At 65.9% G+C, this 15552-nt stretch carries 12 protein-coding genes; 4 read left to right on the top strand and 8 right to left on the bottom strand.

Going from position 1 to position 15552, the window contains the following annotated elements; translation table 11 throughout:
• Positions 1 to 8 precede the first annotated feature (8 nt).
• The 8 genes from pilB to ACEN9G_RS06830 form a co-directional block, all read right to left on the bottom strand.
• Positions 9 to 1745 carry a type IV-A pilus assembly ATPase PilB gene (pilB, locus tag ACEN9G_RS06865; RefSeq protein ID WP_413340976.1) on the bottom strand — a complete coding sequence of 579 codons (1737 nt, stop codon included), beginning with the start codon at positions 1743 to 1745 and terminating at the stop codon, positions 9 to 11.
• 247 nt (positions 1746 to 1992) lie between these two features.
• A complete protein-coding gene (locus tag ACEN9G_RS06860) occupies positions 1993 to 3300 on the bottom strand; it encodes an HlyC/CorC family transporter (RefSeq protein WP_413340974.1) in 1308 nt (435 codons plus the stop codon).
• Positions 3301 to 3387: 87 nt separating this feature from the next.
• A complete protein-coding gene (locus tag ACEN9G_RS06855) occupies positions 3388 to 4203 on the bottom strand; it encodes a slipin family protein (protein WP_413340973.1) in 816 nt (271 codons plus the stop codon).
• Between the two features lie 4 nt (positions 4204 to 4207).
• The gene (locus ACEN9G_RS06850) at positions 4208 to 4891 is read right to left on the bottom strand and encodes a hypothetical protein (RefSeq protein ID WP_413340971.1); all 684 of its coding nucleotides are present in this window, start codon (positions 4889 to 4891) and stop codon (positions 4208 to 4210) included.
• 192 nt (positions 4892 to 5083) lie between these two features.
• Entirely contained in the window at positions 5084 to 6655 is a 1572-nt protein-coding gene (locus ACEN9G_RS06845; protein ID WP_413340970.1) for a methyl-accepting chemotaxis protein, read from the bottom strand.
• 63 nt (positions 6656 to 6718) lie between these two features.
• Complete coding sequence (locus ACEN9G_RS06840) at positions 6719 to 7123, bottom strand: hypothetical protein (RefSeq protein WP_413337746.1); 405 nt, start codon at positions 7121 to 7123, stop codon at positions 6719 to 6721.
• 10 nt (positions 7124 to 7133) lie between these two features.
• Positions 7134 to 8375, bottom strand: a complete 1242-nt coding sequence (locus ACEN9G_RS06835) for a porin (RefSeq protein ID WP_413337745.1) — start codon at positions 8373 to 8375, stop codon at positions 7134 to 7136.
• A 212-nt stretch (positions 8376 to 8587) separates the two neighbouring features.
• Positions 8588 to 9145, bottom strand: coding sequence for an ATP-dependent Clp protease proteolytic subunit (locus ACEN9G_RS06830; protein WP_413337744.1), 558 nt, complete (start codon positions 9143 to 9145; stop codon positions 8588 to 8590).
• A gap of 167 nt (positions 9146 to 9312) precedes the next feature.
• On the opposite strand from ACEN9G_RS06830, the gene xdhA reads away from it, so the two are divergent.
• Genes xdhA through guaD form a run of 4 tightly spaced genes read left to right on the top strand, consistent with a single transcriptional unit; the run spans position 9313 to position 15462 of the window.
• Positions 9313 to 10806 (top strand): xanthine dehydrogenase small subunit, encoded by a 1494-nt coding sequence (gene xdhA, locus ACEN9G_RS06825; protein ID WP_413337743.1) that lies wholly within the window; start codon positions 9313 to 9315, stop codon positions 10804 to 10806.
• A gap of 10 nt (positions 10807 to 10816) precedes the next feature.
• Positions 10817 to 13141: a xanthine dehydrogenase molybdopterin binding subunit gene (xdhB, locus tag ACEN9G_RS06820; RefSeq protein WP_413337742.1), complete on the top strand. Its 2325-nt coding sequence runs from the start codon at positions 10817 to 10819 to the stop codon at positions 13139 to 13141.
• Position 13142: 1 nt separating this feature from the next.
• Positions 13143 to 14156 carry a xanthine dehydrogenase accessory protein XdhC gene (gene xdhC / locus ACEN9G_RS06815; RefSeq protein WP_413337741.1) on the top strand — a complete coding sequence of 338 codons (1014 nt, stop codon included), beginning with the start codon at positions 13143 to 13145 and terminating at the stop codon, positions 14154 to 14156.
• Between the two features lies 1 nt (position 14157).
• The gene (gene guaD, locus ACEN9G_RS06810; protein WP_413337740.1) at positions 14158 to 15462 is read left to right on the top strand and encodes a guanine deaminase; all 1305 of its coding nucleotides are present in this window, start codon (positions 14158 to 14160) and stop codon (positions 15460 to 15462) included.
• Positions 15463 to 15552: the final 90 nt, after the last annotated feature.

Below are 15552 nucleotides of genomic sequence, written 5' to 3'. Positions count from 1 at the left end.
GTGGATCCTTATTCGTTCGTGCAGCCGAGCACTTCTTCGAGGCTGGTGAGGCCTTGTTTCACTTTCAGCAGGCCGGAGCGGCGCAGCGAGTTCACGCCCTCGGCCTCGGCCTGGGCGGCGATCTGCATCGCGTTGCCGTGCGCGAGGATCAGCGCCTCGATCGCGGGCGTGATCGGCATGATCTGGTAGACGCCCACGCGGCCCTTGTAGCCGGAGCCCAGGCAGCGTTCGCAGCCGACGGGGCCGTAGGGTTTCCAGTCGCCGTCGAAGTCGGTGTCGCGGAAGCCCGCGGCCTTCAGCGTGTCGCGGCCGATGTCGAGCGGCTGCTTGCACGTGCACAGGCGGCGCGCGAGGCGTTGCGCGGTGATCAGGATGACGGACGAGGCGATGTTGAACGGCGCCACGCCCATGTTCATCAGGCGCGTCAAGGTCGACGGCGCATCGTTCGTGTGCAGCGTGGAAAACACCATGTGGCCCGTCTGCGCCGCCTTGATGGCGATGTCCGCCGTTTCCAGGTCGCGGATCTCGCCGACCATGATGATGTCCGGGTCCTGGCGCAGGAAGGCTTTCAGCGCGACGGGGAAGGTGAGGCCCGCCCTTTCGTTGACGTTGACCTGGTTCACGCCGGGCAGGTTGATCTCGGCCGGGTCTTCCGCCGTGGAGATATTGATCCCCGGCTTGTTCAACAGGTTCAGGCAGCTGTACAGCGACACGGTTTTACCCGAACCCGTCGGGCCCGTTACGAGCACCATGCCGTACGGGCGCGTGATGGCGTCGATCAGCAACGCTTTCTGGTCGGGGTCGTAGCCGAGCGCGTCGATGCCCATCTGGGCCTGCGTCGCGTCGAGGATACGCATGACCGTTTTTTCGCCGAACAGCGTGGGCAAGGTGCTGACGCGGAAATCGATCGTCTTCGTGGGCGACAGCACGAGGCGCATGCGGCCGTCCTGCGGCACGCGCTTTTCCGAGATGTCGAGCTTGGCCAGCACCTTGATGCGCGAGACGAGCTTCTCGCGGATCGACAGCGGCGGGGCAAGATGGTCGCGCAGCACGCCGTCCACGCGCAGGCGGATGCGGTACTGCTTTTCGTAGGGCTCGAAGTGGATGTCCGACGCGCCGAGCGTGATCGCATCCATCAGCACCTTGTTGAGGAAGCGCACGATGGGCGCGTCCTCGACTTCCGCCGCCGCGGCGGCCGCCGCTTCCGCCGCCTGCGTCTGCGGTTCTTCGTCGGCGAATTCGATGTCGCCTTGCTCGCCGGCCAGCTCGCTCAAGTCCTGTTCGGCGCTCTTGGCGATGTTCGCCAGCAGCGCCAGCAGGGTGTCGTGCGCGACGATCACCGGTTCGACGGTCGATTCGCTCTGGAACTTGATCTGGTCGAGGGCCTGCGTATTCGTCGGGTCCGACAACGCCACCGACAATTTGTTGCCCCTGCGTGCCAGCGCGACGACGCGCTGGGCCTGCATCAGTTTCGGGTCGATCGCGTTGACGGGCAGGGCGTCGGGGCTGAAGGTGCCCAGGTCGAGCAGGGGATAGCCGAAAGTCTCGGCGCAGAACGCCGCCAGGGATTTCGCATCGATGGAGCTGCTGCCGAGCAAGGTGTCGATGAAACCGGCCTTGTCGGCGGACGCCTTCTTTTGCAAGGTGTCCGCTTGAGGCAAGGTCAGCCGTCCGGCCTGCACCAGTGCACGCGCCAGCCCGGGCAACGCCGTGCCAGGGGTGGTGTTGGGAAGGACTGCTGCCATATGGTCAGGTTTGGAAGGACGACAGGAAGCCGGGCAGGATGGACGGCCCCGGCGGATCGTCTCGATGATGCCCGTAGGCATCAAATCGGTCAAGACTTTGTCGTAGGGAAAGATGCGTGCATACCACGTGGATGAAATGGCATGTAACCGGCTCGCAATGTCGTGTGAACAACATCGTTATTCCTCGTGCAAGAACAAGGGCTTACCGTCGGTTCGTGGCCGGCGGCGCTCGGCCGGCGAGGCCCGATCAGGCTGCCAGCCAGCGTTTGACCGCGACCGGCCGCAACAGTTTCACGACCTTGATGGCCTGGTTCTGCACCTGCACGACTTCGATCACGCAGTTGCCGATCCTGAGGGCGATGGGGAATTCCGGGATCTCCTGCAGCTGTTCAAGCAGCAGGCCGTTGACGGTCTTCGGCCCGTCGAGGGGCAGGTCGAGACCGAGCTTCTTGTTGATGTCGCGCAGCGGCGTCGTGCCTTCCAGCAGGACTTCGCCCTGGGCATTCCACGCCATCGCATCGCTGCGGGCGGCGCCCGGCGTCGAGGTCGTGAAGTCGCCGATCATTTCCTCGATGATGTCTTCCAGGGTCACCAGGCCCTGGACCTCGCCATATTCGTCCACGATGATGCCCAGGCGCTCCTTGTTTTCCTGGAAATACTGGAGCTGCGTGAAGACGCCCGTGTCCTGCGGAATGAAGTAGGGCTCCGTCAACAGTTCGCGGAAGTGCTCGATCGTGAGGTCGTCTTCCTCGTTCAGCAGCGCGACGGCCTTGCGCACGTGCAAGATGCCGACGATGCGGTTGATCTCGCCCTCGTACACGGGCAGCTTGTTGTGGTAGCAGGTGGTCAGCTCGGCCTTGAGGTCGTCGACCGGCAGCGCGAGGTTCAGCGCTTCGATCTGGCTGCGCGGCGTCATGATGTCTTCGACCGAGATCTTTTCCAGTTCGAACAGGTTCAGCAGGATGCTCTTGTGCTTTTGCGGGATGTAGCTGCCCGCTTCCAGCACGACGGAGCGCAATTCCTCCGGCGACAGTCTCTGCTGGGCATCCGCATGGCCCACGCCCACGCCGCGGATGCGCAGCACGCGCAGCAGGCCGTTGACGAACAGGTTGACGAACCAGATCGCCGGCTTCGCGACCTTCATCAGCGCACGCAGCACATAGCTGGACCCGAGCGAGATGCGCTCCGGATACGTGGCGCCGATGATCTTCGGAGAAATCTCCGCGAACACGATCAGCAGGAACGCGACGACGGCCGTGGCGATCGTGATCACGCTTTCCTCGTGGCCGAAGAACAGGATCGCGATCGCGGTGACGAGCGCCGTCGCCATCGCATTGATCAGCGTATTGGCGATGAGGACCAGCGACAGCAGCTTGTCCGTGCGGTCCAGCAGCCACAGCGTGGTGATGGCGGCGCGGTTGCCCCGTTTCGCGAGATGGCGCAGGCGATATTTGTTGGCCGCCATCAGGGCGGTTTCCGCCATCGCGAAGAAGGCCGAGCAAAGGATCAGGAGGGCGAGTGCGAGGATGAGCACCCAAAGTGGTACGGTTTCCAAGGATCACCGTGAAGAATCGTCGGGAAACTGGCGAAGGCCAGCGCAGAGGTCGATTCTAAGACAAGGGGAGGGGGCTTGCAAGTTTGGCTAGGGAGGCGCGGTGCCCGGATTCAGGCTGTCGACCATCGAACTGGGGATCAGGATGGTGGCGCCGCGCTCCTTCGTCGTTTCATAGATGATGTTCATCGCCCGCAGTTGCAGGGCCGCCGGATGGCCGGCATACATGTCGGCCGCTTCCACGAATTTCCCGGCGATGGCGGCTTCGGCGGAACCGAGGATGACGCGGGCCTGCTTCTCGCGTTCCGCCTGGGCCTGGCGCGACATCGCATCCTGCAGCACGACGGGAATGGCGACGTCGCGGATCTCCACCGAACCGACGGTAATGCCCCACGGCGCCGTCTTCCGGCCGATCGATTCCTTCAGTTGCGCGTCCGCCTCCTTGCGCTCGGACAGCAGCGCCGCCAGCATCGACATGCCGATCATTTCCCGCAGCGACGTCTGGGCGACCCGGTCGATCGCCTCGCGGTAGTTGGTGATCGCCAGCGCGGCCTTCTCGGCATCGTGCACGTGCCAGAAAATGATGGCATCGACATTGACCGGCACCGTATCCTTGGTCAGCGCCTGCTCGGCGTTGAAGGCCGTCGTCTGGATGCGCACGTCGATGACGGCGATCACGTTGTCGATGACGGGCACGATGGCGAACAGGCCGGCGCCCTTGACGCTATGGAGCTTCCCCAGCCTCAGGATGACGAATTTTTGCCACGTGTTCGCCATTTTCAGCGAGAACGCGATGATCACGGCCAGCGCGACGAACAGCAACCCGGGCAGCGGATTGACCCACCAGGTCAGGACGATGCCGATGCCCAGGCTGACGGCGACCAGGAACGATGTGACCGGATTCATGATGTCAGTGATGCATCCGTTCCCAGCCATGGCGCATGGCCAGCTTGACCTTGTCCCAGGCGGACGCCGCGCTGCCGGCGTGCCGGTATTCCCACTCGCGCTTCAGCGCGGGCTCGACGTCTTCCCAGGCCTGGTCGGACTGCGGCGCCTTGGCGCCGGCAGGGGCGGCCCACGTGGCATCCTCGTCCGGGTTGTCCCACCGCGCGATGCTGCCCATCGTCTCCTTGAACGTGTTGCCGGCGGGCGGGGCGTCGGCGTCCTGGGTGCCGAAATAATGGCTGTCTTCGTGCGGATGGTGCTGCAGGGCGCCGGGCGCGGTGCCCGGCGGGTAGTCGCGGCGCGACGCGACGGTCCCGGTCCAGGCGGCGGGATCGCCCTCGTCAGGGATGTCTTCGACGCCGGCCGGGCGGTACTGCCCCATGATGCCGGTGGCGCGCGCGGCTTCCGGATCGGTGCCTGTCGTGAGCGTGACGATGTGGCGATCGCGCGTGTCGCCTGGCTGCGCGTGCCGGTGGTACAAGGTGCCGAGCAGCCGCGCGGCGGTATGCCGGAGCGAGGTGTCCGGTTCCGTCGTGCGCATGTTCGAGAGCGCCATGTCGGCGCGTGGGTAGCCCGATGCCAGCAATGCGTCCAGGGCGTGCTGGGCATCGCTGCGTTGGTCGAAGACGGCTTTCAAGGTGTGACGCATGATGATCTCCCCCGTTGTCTCATGGAGAGCGTCGTGCCGGCGAGTGGCCGCCGCAGGCGGCCGGGTTCCGTGCGTTGCCGTTGATTCCGCGCGACCAGGTCGGTCACTGCATGCAGTACGGCGCTTGTAATGACAGCATACGCCGAATCCAGACAGGATGTGCACTGTCCATTGCGAATTGCGCGCCGCCGTTCAGCCGCGCGCCAGCGCCAGCCGTGCCTGGCCCGCCGGCGCCCCCAGCGCGTGCCCGGCCGCCAGCTTGAACTGCGCCAGCGCACCCGACAACTGCTCCGTCTGCTCCGCGAGCGATTCCGCCGCGGCCGACGCTTCCTCGACGAGCGCCGAGTTCTGCTGCGTCATCTGGTCCATGTCGTCGATCGCGCGGCCGATCTGTTCGATGCCTTCGGCCTGGCGCTGGCCCGCGACGCTGATCTCGGCCATGATGTCGTGCACCTTGCGCACGGAGGCGACGATCTGTTCCATCGTGGCGCCCGCTTCGTCGACGAGCGCGCTGCCCGCGTCGACCTTGGCGACGGAATCGCCGATCAATTGCTTGATTTCCTTGGCGGCGGCGGCCGAGCGCTGCGCCAGGTTGCGCACCTCGCCCGCGACGACGGCGAAGCCGCGGCCCTGTTCGCCGGCACGGGCCGCTTCCACCGCGGCGTTCAGCGCGAGGATATTCGTCTGGAAGGCGATGCCGTCGATCACGGAAATGATCTCGACGATCTGCTTCGCGGACGCGTTGATGGCGCCCATGGTGGACACCACGTTGCCGACCACTTCACCGCCGCGGGTGGCGATGTCGGTGGCGGACACGACGAGCGCGTTCGCCTGGTTCGTGTTGGCCGCGTTCGTGCGGACCGTATCGGTCAGCGATTCGACGGCGCGCGTCGTGTGCTCCAGGCTGCCGGCCTGCGATTCCGTGCGGCTGGCCAGGTCGGCGTTGCCGCTGGCGATTTCGGCGCTGGCCGACGCGATGGTCTCGGCCGACGTCTTGATGCCGGACACCATCGTCGCCAGGCGCGTGCGCATTTCCTGCAGCGCGGCGAGCAGGCTATGCTGGTCGCCGGCGTCGAGGCGGATGTCCATCGACAGGTCGCCGGCCGCAACGAGCCGCGTGATCTCGCGCGCGTACTCCGGCTCGCCGCCCAGCTGCTGCCAGATCGTGCGGATGACGAACCACGACACGCCGATCAGCGTGGCGATCACGATCAAGGCCGTGATGATGGTGATGGACAGCACGCGGCGCACGCTCGAGCTGCTGCGCGCGATGCCGTCCTTGAAATTCTGCTGGGCCTGGTCGTTGAGCTTGGCGACGTCGGCATTGAGCACCGTCAGCGCGCCCTGCATGCGCTGCACGGTCGCCTGTGGATCGCCCTGCTCGAGTTCGAGCATGATCCTGGCGGCGGAGACGGCCGGCGCATAGTAATCCTCGAATTCCTTCGCGAGGCGCTTGCCGGTGGCATCCATGCCTGGGATCTTCGTCACGTCGGCCAGCTTGGCGCGGACCTTGTTGGCCTGGTCGCCGATCTGGGCGATGCGGGCCTTGTCGCCTTCGGAGACGGCATCGCGCAAGCCGTCGGTGATGCCCTGCAGGTCCGCCGTCAACGCCTTCGCCGTGCCCAGCGCCGGGTAATCCACGGCTTCGGTCGTGCGGATCGAGTCCAGGGCGCCGCTGGCGATGCTGGCGGAGACCGCCACGCCGAGGCCGAAGATGATGGTCGAGATGACGGGGAGTGCCCAGATCTTGCGCTTGATGCTCATGCCGTTTCCTTAAGTTCAACAGCCCGCCGCCGGATACCACCGGGGGCGGGTGGGTGGGGATGCTTACGGTGTGTAGATCACTTTGACCGAGGCATCGACCGCGCTCTTTTCGATGTAGCCGATGGCTTTCGGGTCGCTGGCCACCATCTTCTTGACGGCGGCGCTGTCGGCGGCTTCCTTCGGCATCGTGGCCTTGCCGGTGAACACCAGCTTGGACCACAAAGCCTTGACCTGGGAACCGTCCTTGTCCGTCACCTTTTTATAGAACTCGGCGCGGACGGGGGCGCTTTCAGGCTGGTCGATCGGGCTCATCGCGCCCGATTTGCCAAGAAAATACTGCGCGATCTGGTCTTTCGTCATCGAGGCGTCGGCCGCCTTCGGGTTCACGACGACGACCACGTCGGCGATGGCGGGCAGCGCGAGGCACAGTGCGGCGGCGGCGAGGCCGGTCTTGATCAGTTGTTTCATCGTCGTCCCCTTAGAACACGAAGTCGAGCGCGACGGCGCCGACGGTCACCGGACCCTTGAAGCCCGGCTGCGCATTGATCAGCAGGCCGGCGGTCTTGTTCGGACGCACGTGGTCGAACTGCACCTTCAGGGCCACGGAGGAGCGGACATCCCAGCGCAGGCCGATCGTGTCGGTCTGCTGTTCGCCCTGGCTCACGCCGGTGTAGCGCAGGTTCGACACGATGCCGGAAAGCGTGGCCAGCGTCGGGGTGCAGGCGGCCGGGTAGCCGGCCGGGCAGGCCGCCGGCATGCCGTTGTGGACATTGCCGTCGATCGACAGCCTGGCGTGGCTGTAGTACGGCAGGAATTTGCCGATGCGATAGCCGCCCATCACGTACCACGACGTGGTGTCGTTGATGTAGCTGTCCGTCTTGCGCTTCGCGTACTCGCCCTGCACGACGATGTCGTTCCAGTCGAGCGTCGCGCCGAGGGACGTGAACGAGGCCTTCTTGTCGCGCACGTCGATGTCTTTGGCGAGCTGGGCCGCCTGCGGGAACTTGTAGCCGGCAGCGACCGTATTCAGCGTGTTCAGCAGCGCCGCCAGCGACGCCGAGCCGTTCAGCGTCAGGCGGCCGTCCACGCGGCCGAAGCGCACCGTCAGCGGGCCGTGCTCGGCCACGAGGTTCAGCGCCGTCACGCGGCGGCCGTCCAGGCTCGGGCCGCCGGCGACGTCGGCCTTGGTCTTGCCGACCGCGAATTGTGCAGTGTACGTCGTGGCGGCATCGCTGTGCTGCCAGATGACGTCGGCGCCGTCGACCGTGTTGAACAGCATCTGCGAATACACTTCCGCCGGCGGACGCAGCATCGTGTTCGCGTAGCCCACGTTGCGGTAGTCCGAGATCATGAATGCCGGCAGGCCCATGCGGCCGACGCGGATCGAGACGTCGTCCGACACCGTCGCCTTGGCGAACGCCCATGCCAGTTCGGCGCCGAAATCGTCCTGCGCATCCTTGCGCACGAGGCCCTGGCCCGTCACGGACAGCCAGCTGTTGACGGCGTAGTCGGCCTGCACGCCGAAGTTCGAATCGACGCCGGTGGTGACGTCCTTCGTGGCGCCGCCGGCCTGGTTCGGGCGGCCGAACTCGGCCTTGTCGGTGTTGGTCCAGGTGAGGGCGCCGGTGCCGAAACCGCTGATGCGGACGGCGTCCTGCGCGAATGCGCAAGGCGCGACAAATGACAAGGCGAGCGCACTCGCGATGATGCGTTTTTTCATGGATTTCCCTGCTGCAGACGGCGGGTGGAAGTTCTTGTTATAGAAACACTGTGACGGCGCGCGTTACGCCGTGTAACGAATCTGTCGAATTGTAGAGTTGCAGCAAAAATTGCGGCAAGGAAAAACTCACGAATAGTCACTCTATTCAGTTGTGACCGCTATCTTTGTTGTGCAGATCAGACAGGGCGTCCTGTCAGAATTGGATGATGTATTTAATTCCACCAGTGCGTCGTCGTGCCGGCTTCCGGCAGGCGCGCCTGCCGCGCCGCGTGCGCGATGCCGGCCTCGACCGCTTGCTCGGCCGTGTAGATGCGGGCGCTGCCCGTCAGGTAGGTTCGAATGTCGTGGGCGCCGGGTGCGCCGCGGGTGGCGTCTTCGTAGATGGCGGCATAGCGCTCGGCGTCGAAGTCGAGGCAGTCGCGCCATTCGGAGATGCGGGCGTGGTCCGCCGCCACGAGGTTGCCGAAGCCCCAGTGCAGCGGGTGGATGAGGAAGCGCGTGCCGGGACAGGCATAGCGTTGCTGCCCGGCCAGGAAGATGGCGACGCCGACGGACTCCACGCTGCCCACGTTCCACGTCGTGAGCGGCAGCGGCAGCGATTTCAGGAAGTAGTACAGGGCGAAGCCGGCCGTCATGTTGCCGCCTTCGGTCGACATGTGCAGCTCGATCTCCGTCGCGCCGCTCTGCAGTGCCTGCAAGCAAAGGTTGCGCACGGTACAGGCGGAATTTGCGTTGATCGGTCCGATGAAATGTACGATGTGCAAAGCCATGACGCCTCCATTGACGGCTCAAGCATAGCAAGTTTCACAAGCCCACGGCGCGCTATTGAAAATATCTGATATTCAAAATCAGTATTCCGATATATCTAGCCTGACCCCCGGTGCTACTCTTGCATCCAGATAGTCATAATTTTCACAAGATCCTTTCCGAGGCGATGATGTCCACACCGATCCGATTTTTCTACCGCGGCGCCGTCCATGAAGTGAACGACGTCGCGCCGACGCAGACCATCCTGCAGCACCTGCGCGAGGATCTGCACTGCACCGGCACCAAGGAAGGCTGCGCCGAGGGTGATTGCGGTGCCTGCACCGTCGTCGTCGGATCGCTGGAGAACGGCGAACTGCAGATGCGCTCCGTGAATTCCTGCATCCAGTTCACGCCCACCCTGGACGGCAAGGCCCTGTTCACCGTCGAAGACCTGGCGCAGCAGGATGGCAACCTGCACCCCGTGCAGCAGGCCCTCGTCGAATGCCACGGCTCGCAATGCGGCTTCTGCACGCCGGGTTTTGCGATGTCGCTGTGGGGCATGTATTTGAAGCAGGAAGGCCGCGAGCCGAGCCGCTGCGAGATCGACGATGCCCTGTCCGGCAACCTGTGCCGCTGCACGGGCTATCGTCCCATCATCGACGCCGCCAGGCGCATGGTCACGCTGCCGCGCGTCGATTTCGACCGCGCCGCCGTCATCGAACAACTGCGGGCGCTGCAGCGTGACGCGGGCGCCACCTATGAATACGATGGCCAGACCTTCCACGCCCCGCGTACGCTGGATGAACTCGTGGCCGTGCGCGCCGCGCATCCGAAGGCGACGATCCTCGCCGGTTCGACCGACGTCGGCCTGTGGGTCACGAAGCAGATGCGCGACCTGACGGACGTCATCTACCTGGGCCACGTGGCCGAACTGAAGACCGTGCGCGAGCAGGATGGCTACGTCGAGATCGGCGCCGGCGTCTCCCTCGAAGATGCGTATGCCGCCATCTGCAAGCATTACGAGACAGAGCTGGGCGAGCTGTGGCAGCGCTTCGCATCGCTCCCGATCCGCAACGCGGGCACGCTGGGCGGCAACGTGGCGAATGGTTCGCCGATCGGCGACTCGATGCCGTGGCTGATCGCCATCGGCAGCGAACTGGTGCTGCGCGGTCCGGACGGCGAGCGCACCATGCCGCTCGAGAACTTCTACCTCGGCTACCAGGTCAAGGACTGGCGCGACGGCGAATTCGTGCAGGCCGTGCGCGTGCCGCTGCCGCGCAAGAACGTCGCGTTCCGCACCTATAAACTGGCCAAGCGCTTCGACCAGGACATCTCGGCCGTCTGCGCCGCCTTCGCCTTTACGCTGGACGACGGCATCGTGGTCGAGGCCCGCATCGCCTACGGCGGCATGGCCGCGACGCCGAAGCGCGCCGCGCAGGCGGAAAGCCTGTTGAACGGCCGCGCGTGGGACGAAGCGGCCGTGACGGACGCGATGGCCGCGCTGGCGCAAGACTATGCACCGCTGTCCGACATGCGCGCCTCGAGTGCCTACCGCATGAAGACGGCGCAGAACCTGCTGCGCCGCTACTGGCTCGAAACGCGCAAGGACAACCCGCTGCCGCCTGACGCGGTCAACCCGTTCGCGAAGATTGAAATTAAAAGCGCGCCGACCGCACTGGCTTGAGGAGATACACATGAACGACGCAGGATCCCCCGCTCTGACCAAGGCCGAATGGAAGCAGGTCGGCCTCGGCAAGACCCATGAATCGGCCCGGCTGCACGTGCTGGGCCAGGCCGACTACACGGACGATATCGCCGAAGTGCGCGGCACGTTGCACGCGGCGCTCGGCCTGTCGGGCAAGGCGCACGCCCGCATCCTCGACATCGATTTTACGGACGTCCTGGCCAGCCGCGGCGTGCGCGCCGTGCTCACGGCAAAGGACATCCCGGGCACCAACGATTGCGGCCCGATCATCCACGACGACCCGATCCTCGCGGACGGCCTCGTGCAATACATCGGCCAGCCGATCTTCGTGGTCGTCGCCGACAGCCACGACCTGGCCCGCCGCGCCGCGAAGAAGGCGGAAGTCAGCTACGAAGAGCTGCCGGCTATCCTGACGCCGCAGGCCGCGCGCGCCGCCGGCTCGTACGTGCTGCCGCCGATGCGCCTGACGCGCGGTGATGCCGAAACCGCATTCGAACGTGCCCCGCTGCGCGTGAAGGGCGAGCTGTACGTGGGCGGCCAGGAGCAGTTCTACCTGGAAGGCCAGATCTCGTACGCGATCCCGCAGGAAAACGACGGCATGCTCGTGCTGTGCTCCACGCAGCACCCGAGCGAGATGCAGCACGTCGTGGCGCATGCGCTCGGCCTGCACTCGCACAACGTGGTGGTGGAGTGCCGCCGCATGGGCGGTGGCTTCGGCGGCAAGGAATCGCAGTCGGCGCTGTGGGCCGCTTGCGCCTCCATCGCGGCGAAACGCCTGGGCCGCGCCGTGAAGCTGCGTGCGGACCGCGACGACGACATGATGGTGACCGGCAAGCGCCACTGCTTCCACTACCTGTACGAAGTGGGCTACGACGATGCCGGCCGCATCCTCGCGGCGAAGGTCGACATGGTGAGCCGCGCCGGCTACTCGGCGGACCTGTCCGGCCCTGTGGCCACCCGCGCCATCTGCCACTTCGACAACACGTATTATTTGTCCGATTGCGACATCCGCGCGGCGGCAGGCAAGACGAACACCCAGTCGAATACGGCATTCCGCGGTTTCGGCGGTCCGCAGGGCGCCATCGCGATCGAGTACATCATCGACGAGATCGCGCGCAACCTCGGCAAGGATTCGCTCGACATCCGCAAGCTGAATTTCTACGACAAGATCGACCGCAACGTCACGCCGTACGGCCAGCCCGTCGTCGACAACGTGATCCACGAACTGGTGGGCGAGCTGGAACAGACGAGCGAATACCGCGCGCGCCGCCAGGCCATCAATGAGTACAACGCGACGAACCCCGTGCTGAAGAAGGGCCTCGCGCTGACGCCCGTAAAATTCGGCATCGCGTTCAACGTGACGCACCTGAACCAGGCCGGCGCGCTCGTGCACGTGTACGTGGACGGCTCCATCCTCGTCAACCACGGCGGTACGGAGATGGGGCAGGGCGTCAACACCAAGGTGATGCAGGTGGTCGCGCACGAACTGGGCGTCGACCTGACCCGCGTGCGCATCGCCGCGACCAACACGAGCAAGGTCGCCAACACGTCGGCGACGGCCGCATCGACGGGCGCGGACCTGAACGGCAAAGCTGCGCAGGATGCGGCGCGCCAGATCCGCGAGCGCCTCGCCGCGTTCGCCGCGAAGCAGTACGGCGCCGCCGTGGAAGACGTGCGCTTCGTCGCGGACACCGTGTTCGCGAACGGGCACGAAGTCCCGTTCGGCGAACTGGTGGCGAAAGCTTATCTGTCGCGCGTGCAGCTGTGGTCGGACGGTTTCTATGCGACGCCGAACCTGCACTGGGATCCGAAGACGATGACGGGCAACCCGTTCTTCTACTTCGCATACGGCGCGGCGGTGGCGGAAGTCGTCATCGACACGCTGACAGGTGAGTGGAAACTGCTGCGCGCCGATGCGCTGTACGACGCCGGCAACTCGCTGAACCCCGCCATCGACATCGGCCAGGTCGAAGGTGCGTTCATCCAGGGCATGGGCTGGCTGACGACGGAAGAATTGTGGTGGAATGCGCAGGGCAAGCTGATGACGCATGCGCCGTCCACCTACAAGATCCCGGGCGTGTCGGATTGCCCGGACGCGTTCACGGTGAAGCTCTTCAACAACCACAACGTGGCCGATTCGATCCACCGCTCGAAGGCCGTCGGCGAACCGCCGCTGCTGCTGCCGTTCTCCGTGTTCCTCGCGATCCGCGACGCCATCTCGGCCGTGGGCGACCACAAGGTGAACCCGCCGCTGCGCGCGCCGGCGACGAGCGAGGCGATCCTCGACGCCGTGTCCTTCGTCGAAAACGCCTGACATGGACGATTGGCTCATCCCCACCGCGCAACCGGCCGTCCTGATCACGGTCGCGAAGGTCGACGGTTCCGTACCCCGCGAACCGGGCGCGCGCATGCTCGTCGACGCCGGCGGGCAGTGGGGCACCGTCGGCGGCGGCCACCTCGAGCTGCGCGGCATCGAGACGGCGCGCGCCATGCTCGCCGCCGGCGCCAGCGAGGCGCGCCGTATCGAACGCTTCCCGCTCGGTCCGAGCCTGGGCCAGTGCTGCGGCGGCGTCGTGCACCTCGCGTTCGAACTGGTCGACCGCGACCAGTGCGCCGAGCTGGCCGCGCGCCGTCATGAAGACGTGTGGCGCGTCGTCGCCCTGGACGGCGAACCCGATCTCGCGCTCGTCGATGCGCTGGGCCACAACATCCAGCGCAAGGGCGGCCGCTACCCGGATTTCGAGCGCAGCGGCGGCACCCGCGTGCTGCTCGATGACGCGGGACGGCGCTGGCTCGTCGATCACGTCCCGGCGCCGCGCGCGCACGTGATGCTGTTCGGCGCCGGCCACGTGGGCGCCGCCATCGTGCGCCTGCTGGCGGACCTGCCGTGCAAGGTGACGTGGGTGGACGAGCGGGAAGACCTGTTCCCGGCCACCGTCGCCCCGAACGTCGTCGTGGAAGCGACCGACCTGCCGGAAGCCGTCGTGCGCGCGGCGCCCGCCGGCACGAGCTTCCTCGTCATGACGCACAATCATGCGCTCGACCAGCGCCTGACCGAAGCGATCCTCCGACGGCCCGCGCACCAGGACTGGTTCGGCCTCATTGGATCGGAAACCAAACGCAGGCAGTTCGAGCACCGCCTGCGCGACCGCGGCATTTCCCGCGCGCGCCTGGACGACATGGTGTGCCCGATCGGCGTCCCCGGCATCAAGGGCAAGGAACCCGCCGTGATCGCCGTCGCCGTCGTCGCGCAACTGCTGATGGTCTGGGAGGCGGCGGCCCTCGCCGCGCCCGCGACCGCAACCGAAGTCCCACTGGAACAAGACTGAGATGTCCAACGATACCCGTACCGTGCAGGCCTACCGAGCGAGCCTGCTGCACTTCCACGCCGATCCGGCCTTCGCCGAGAACGCCCATGCCTGGCACCAGGACGGCCTCCTCGTCGTCGAGAACGGCCGCGTGCTCGCCGCCGGCGACTACGACAAGCTGGTCGCCACGCTGCCCGACGGCACCGACATCGTCGACTACCGCGGCCAGATCATCACGCCCGGCTTCATCGACACGCACCTGCACTTCCCGCAGACCGACATGATCGGCTCGCCCGCGCCGGACCTGCTGCCGTGGCTGGAGAACTACACGTTCCCGACCGAGCGCCAGTTCAAGGACCCGGTGCACGCGCGCACCGTCGCCGAATTCTTCCTCGACGAGCTGCTGCGCAACGGCACGACGACGGCGCTCGTCTACTGCACGGTGCACAAGGAATCCGTCGACGCGTTCTTCGAGGCGAGCGCCGCGCGCAACCTGCGCATGGCCGGCGGCAAGGTGCTGATGGACCGCAACTGTCCGGACTTCCTGCAGGACACGGCCGACCTGCGCGAGAGCGAAGAGCTGATCCGCCGCTGGCACAATCACGGCCGCGCCATGTACGCGATCACGCCGCGCTTCGCGCCCACGTCGACCCCAGCCCAGCTGGGCGCGGCGGGCGAACTGGCGCGCGCGTTCCCGACGACGTACATCCAGACGCACGTGTCGGAAAGCCGCGACGAATGCGCGTGGGTGAAAAGCCTGTACCCGGACAACCGCAGCTACCTGCAGGTGTATGAGCACCATGGGCTGATGCGGCAACGTTCGATGTTCGGCCACTGCATCTGGCTGGACGACGTCGACTTCGCGCTGATGGCCGACACGGGCGCCGCGATTTCCCACTGCCCGACGTCGAACCTGTTCCTCGGCAGCGGCCTGTTCGACGTCGCGAAGGCGGACAGCGTGCATGCCCACGTGTCGCTGGGGACGGACGTCGGCGCGGGCACGTCGTTCTCGATGTTGCAAACAATGAATGAAGCGTATAAAGTTGCGCGGTTAAAAGGCAGCTATCTCCCGGCCCTGCGCATGTTCTATCTCGCCACGCTGGGCGCCGCGCGCAGCATGCAGCTCGAAGGGACGATCGGCAATTTTGCCGCCGGCACCGAGGCGGACTTCATCGTCCTCGACCCGAAGGCGACGCCGCTGCTGGCGCGCCGCACGGCGAACGGCGACTCGCTCGAGGAAACCCTGTTCGCGCTGGCGCTGCTGGGCGACGACCGCGCGATCCGTGCCACGTATGCGGCCGGCAAGCGGGTGCACGAGCGGCATTGATACGTCATCCCCGCGAACGCGGGGATCCATGCTGAGCCGAACAGGACACTCAGTATGGGTTCCCGCGTGCGCGGGAACGACGACTTCGGC

It is taken from the genome of Massilia sp. Masssp94, from assembly GCF_059491305.1.
This window is presented reverse-complemented; position numbering and strand designations above follow the sequence as displayed.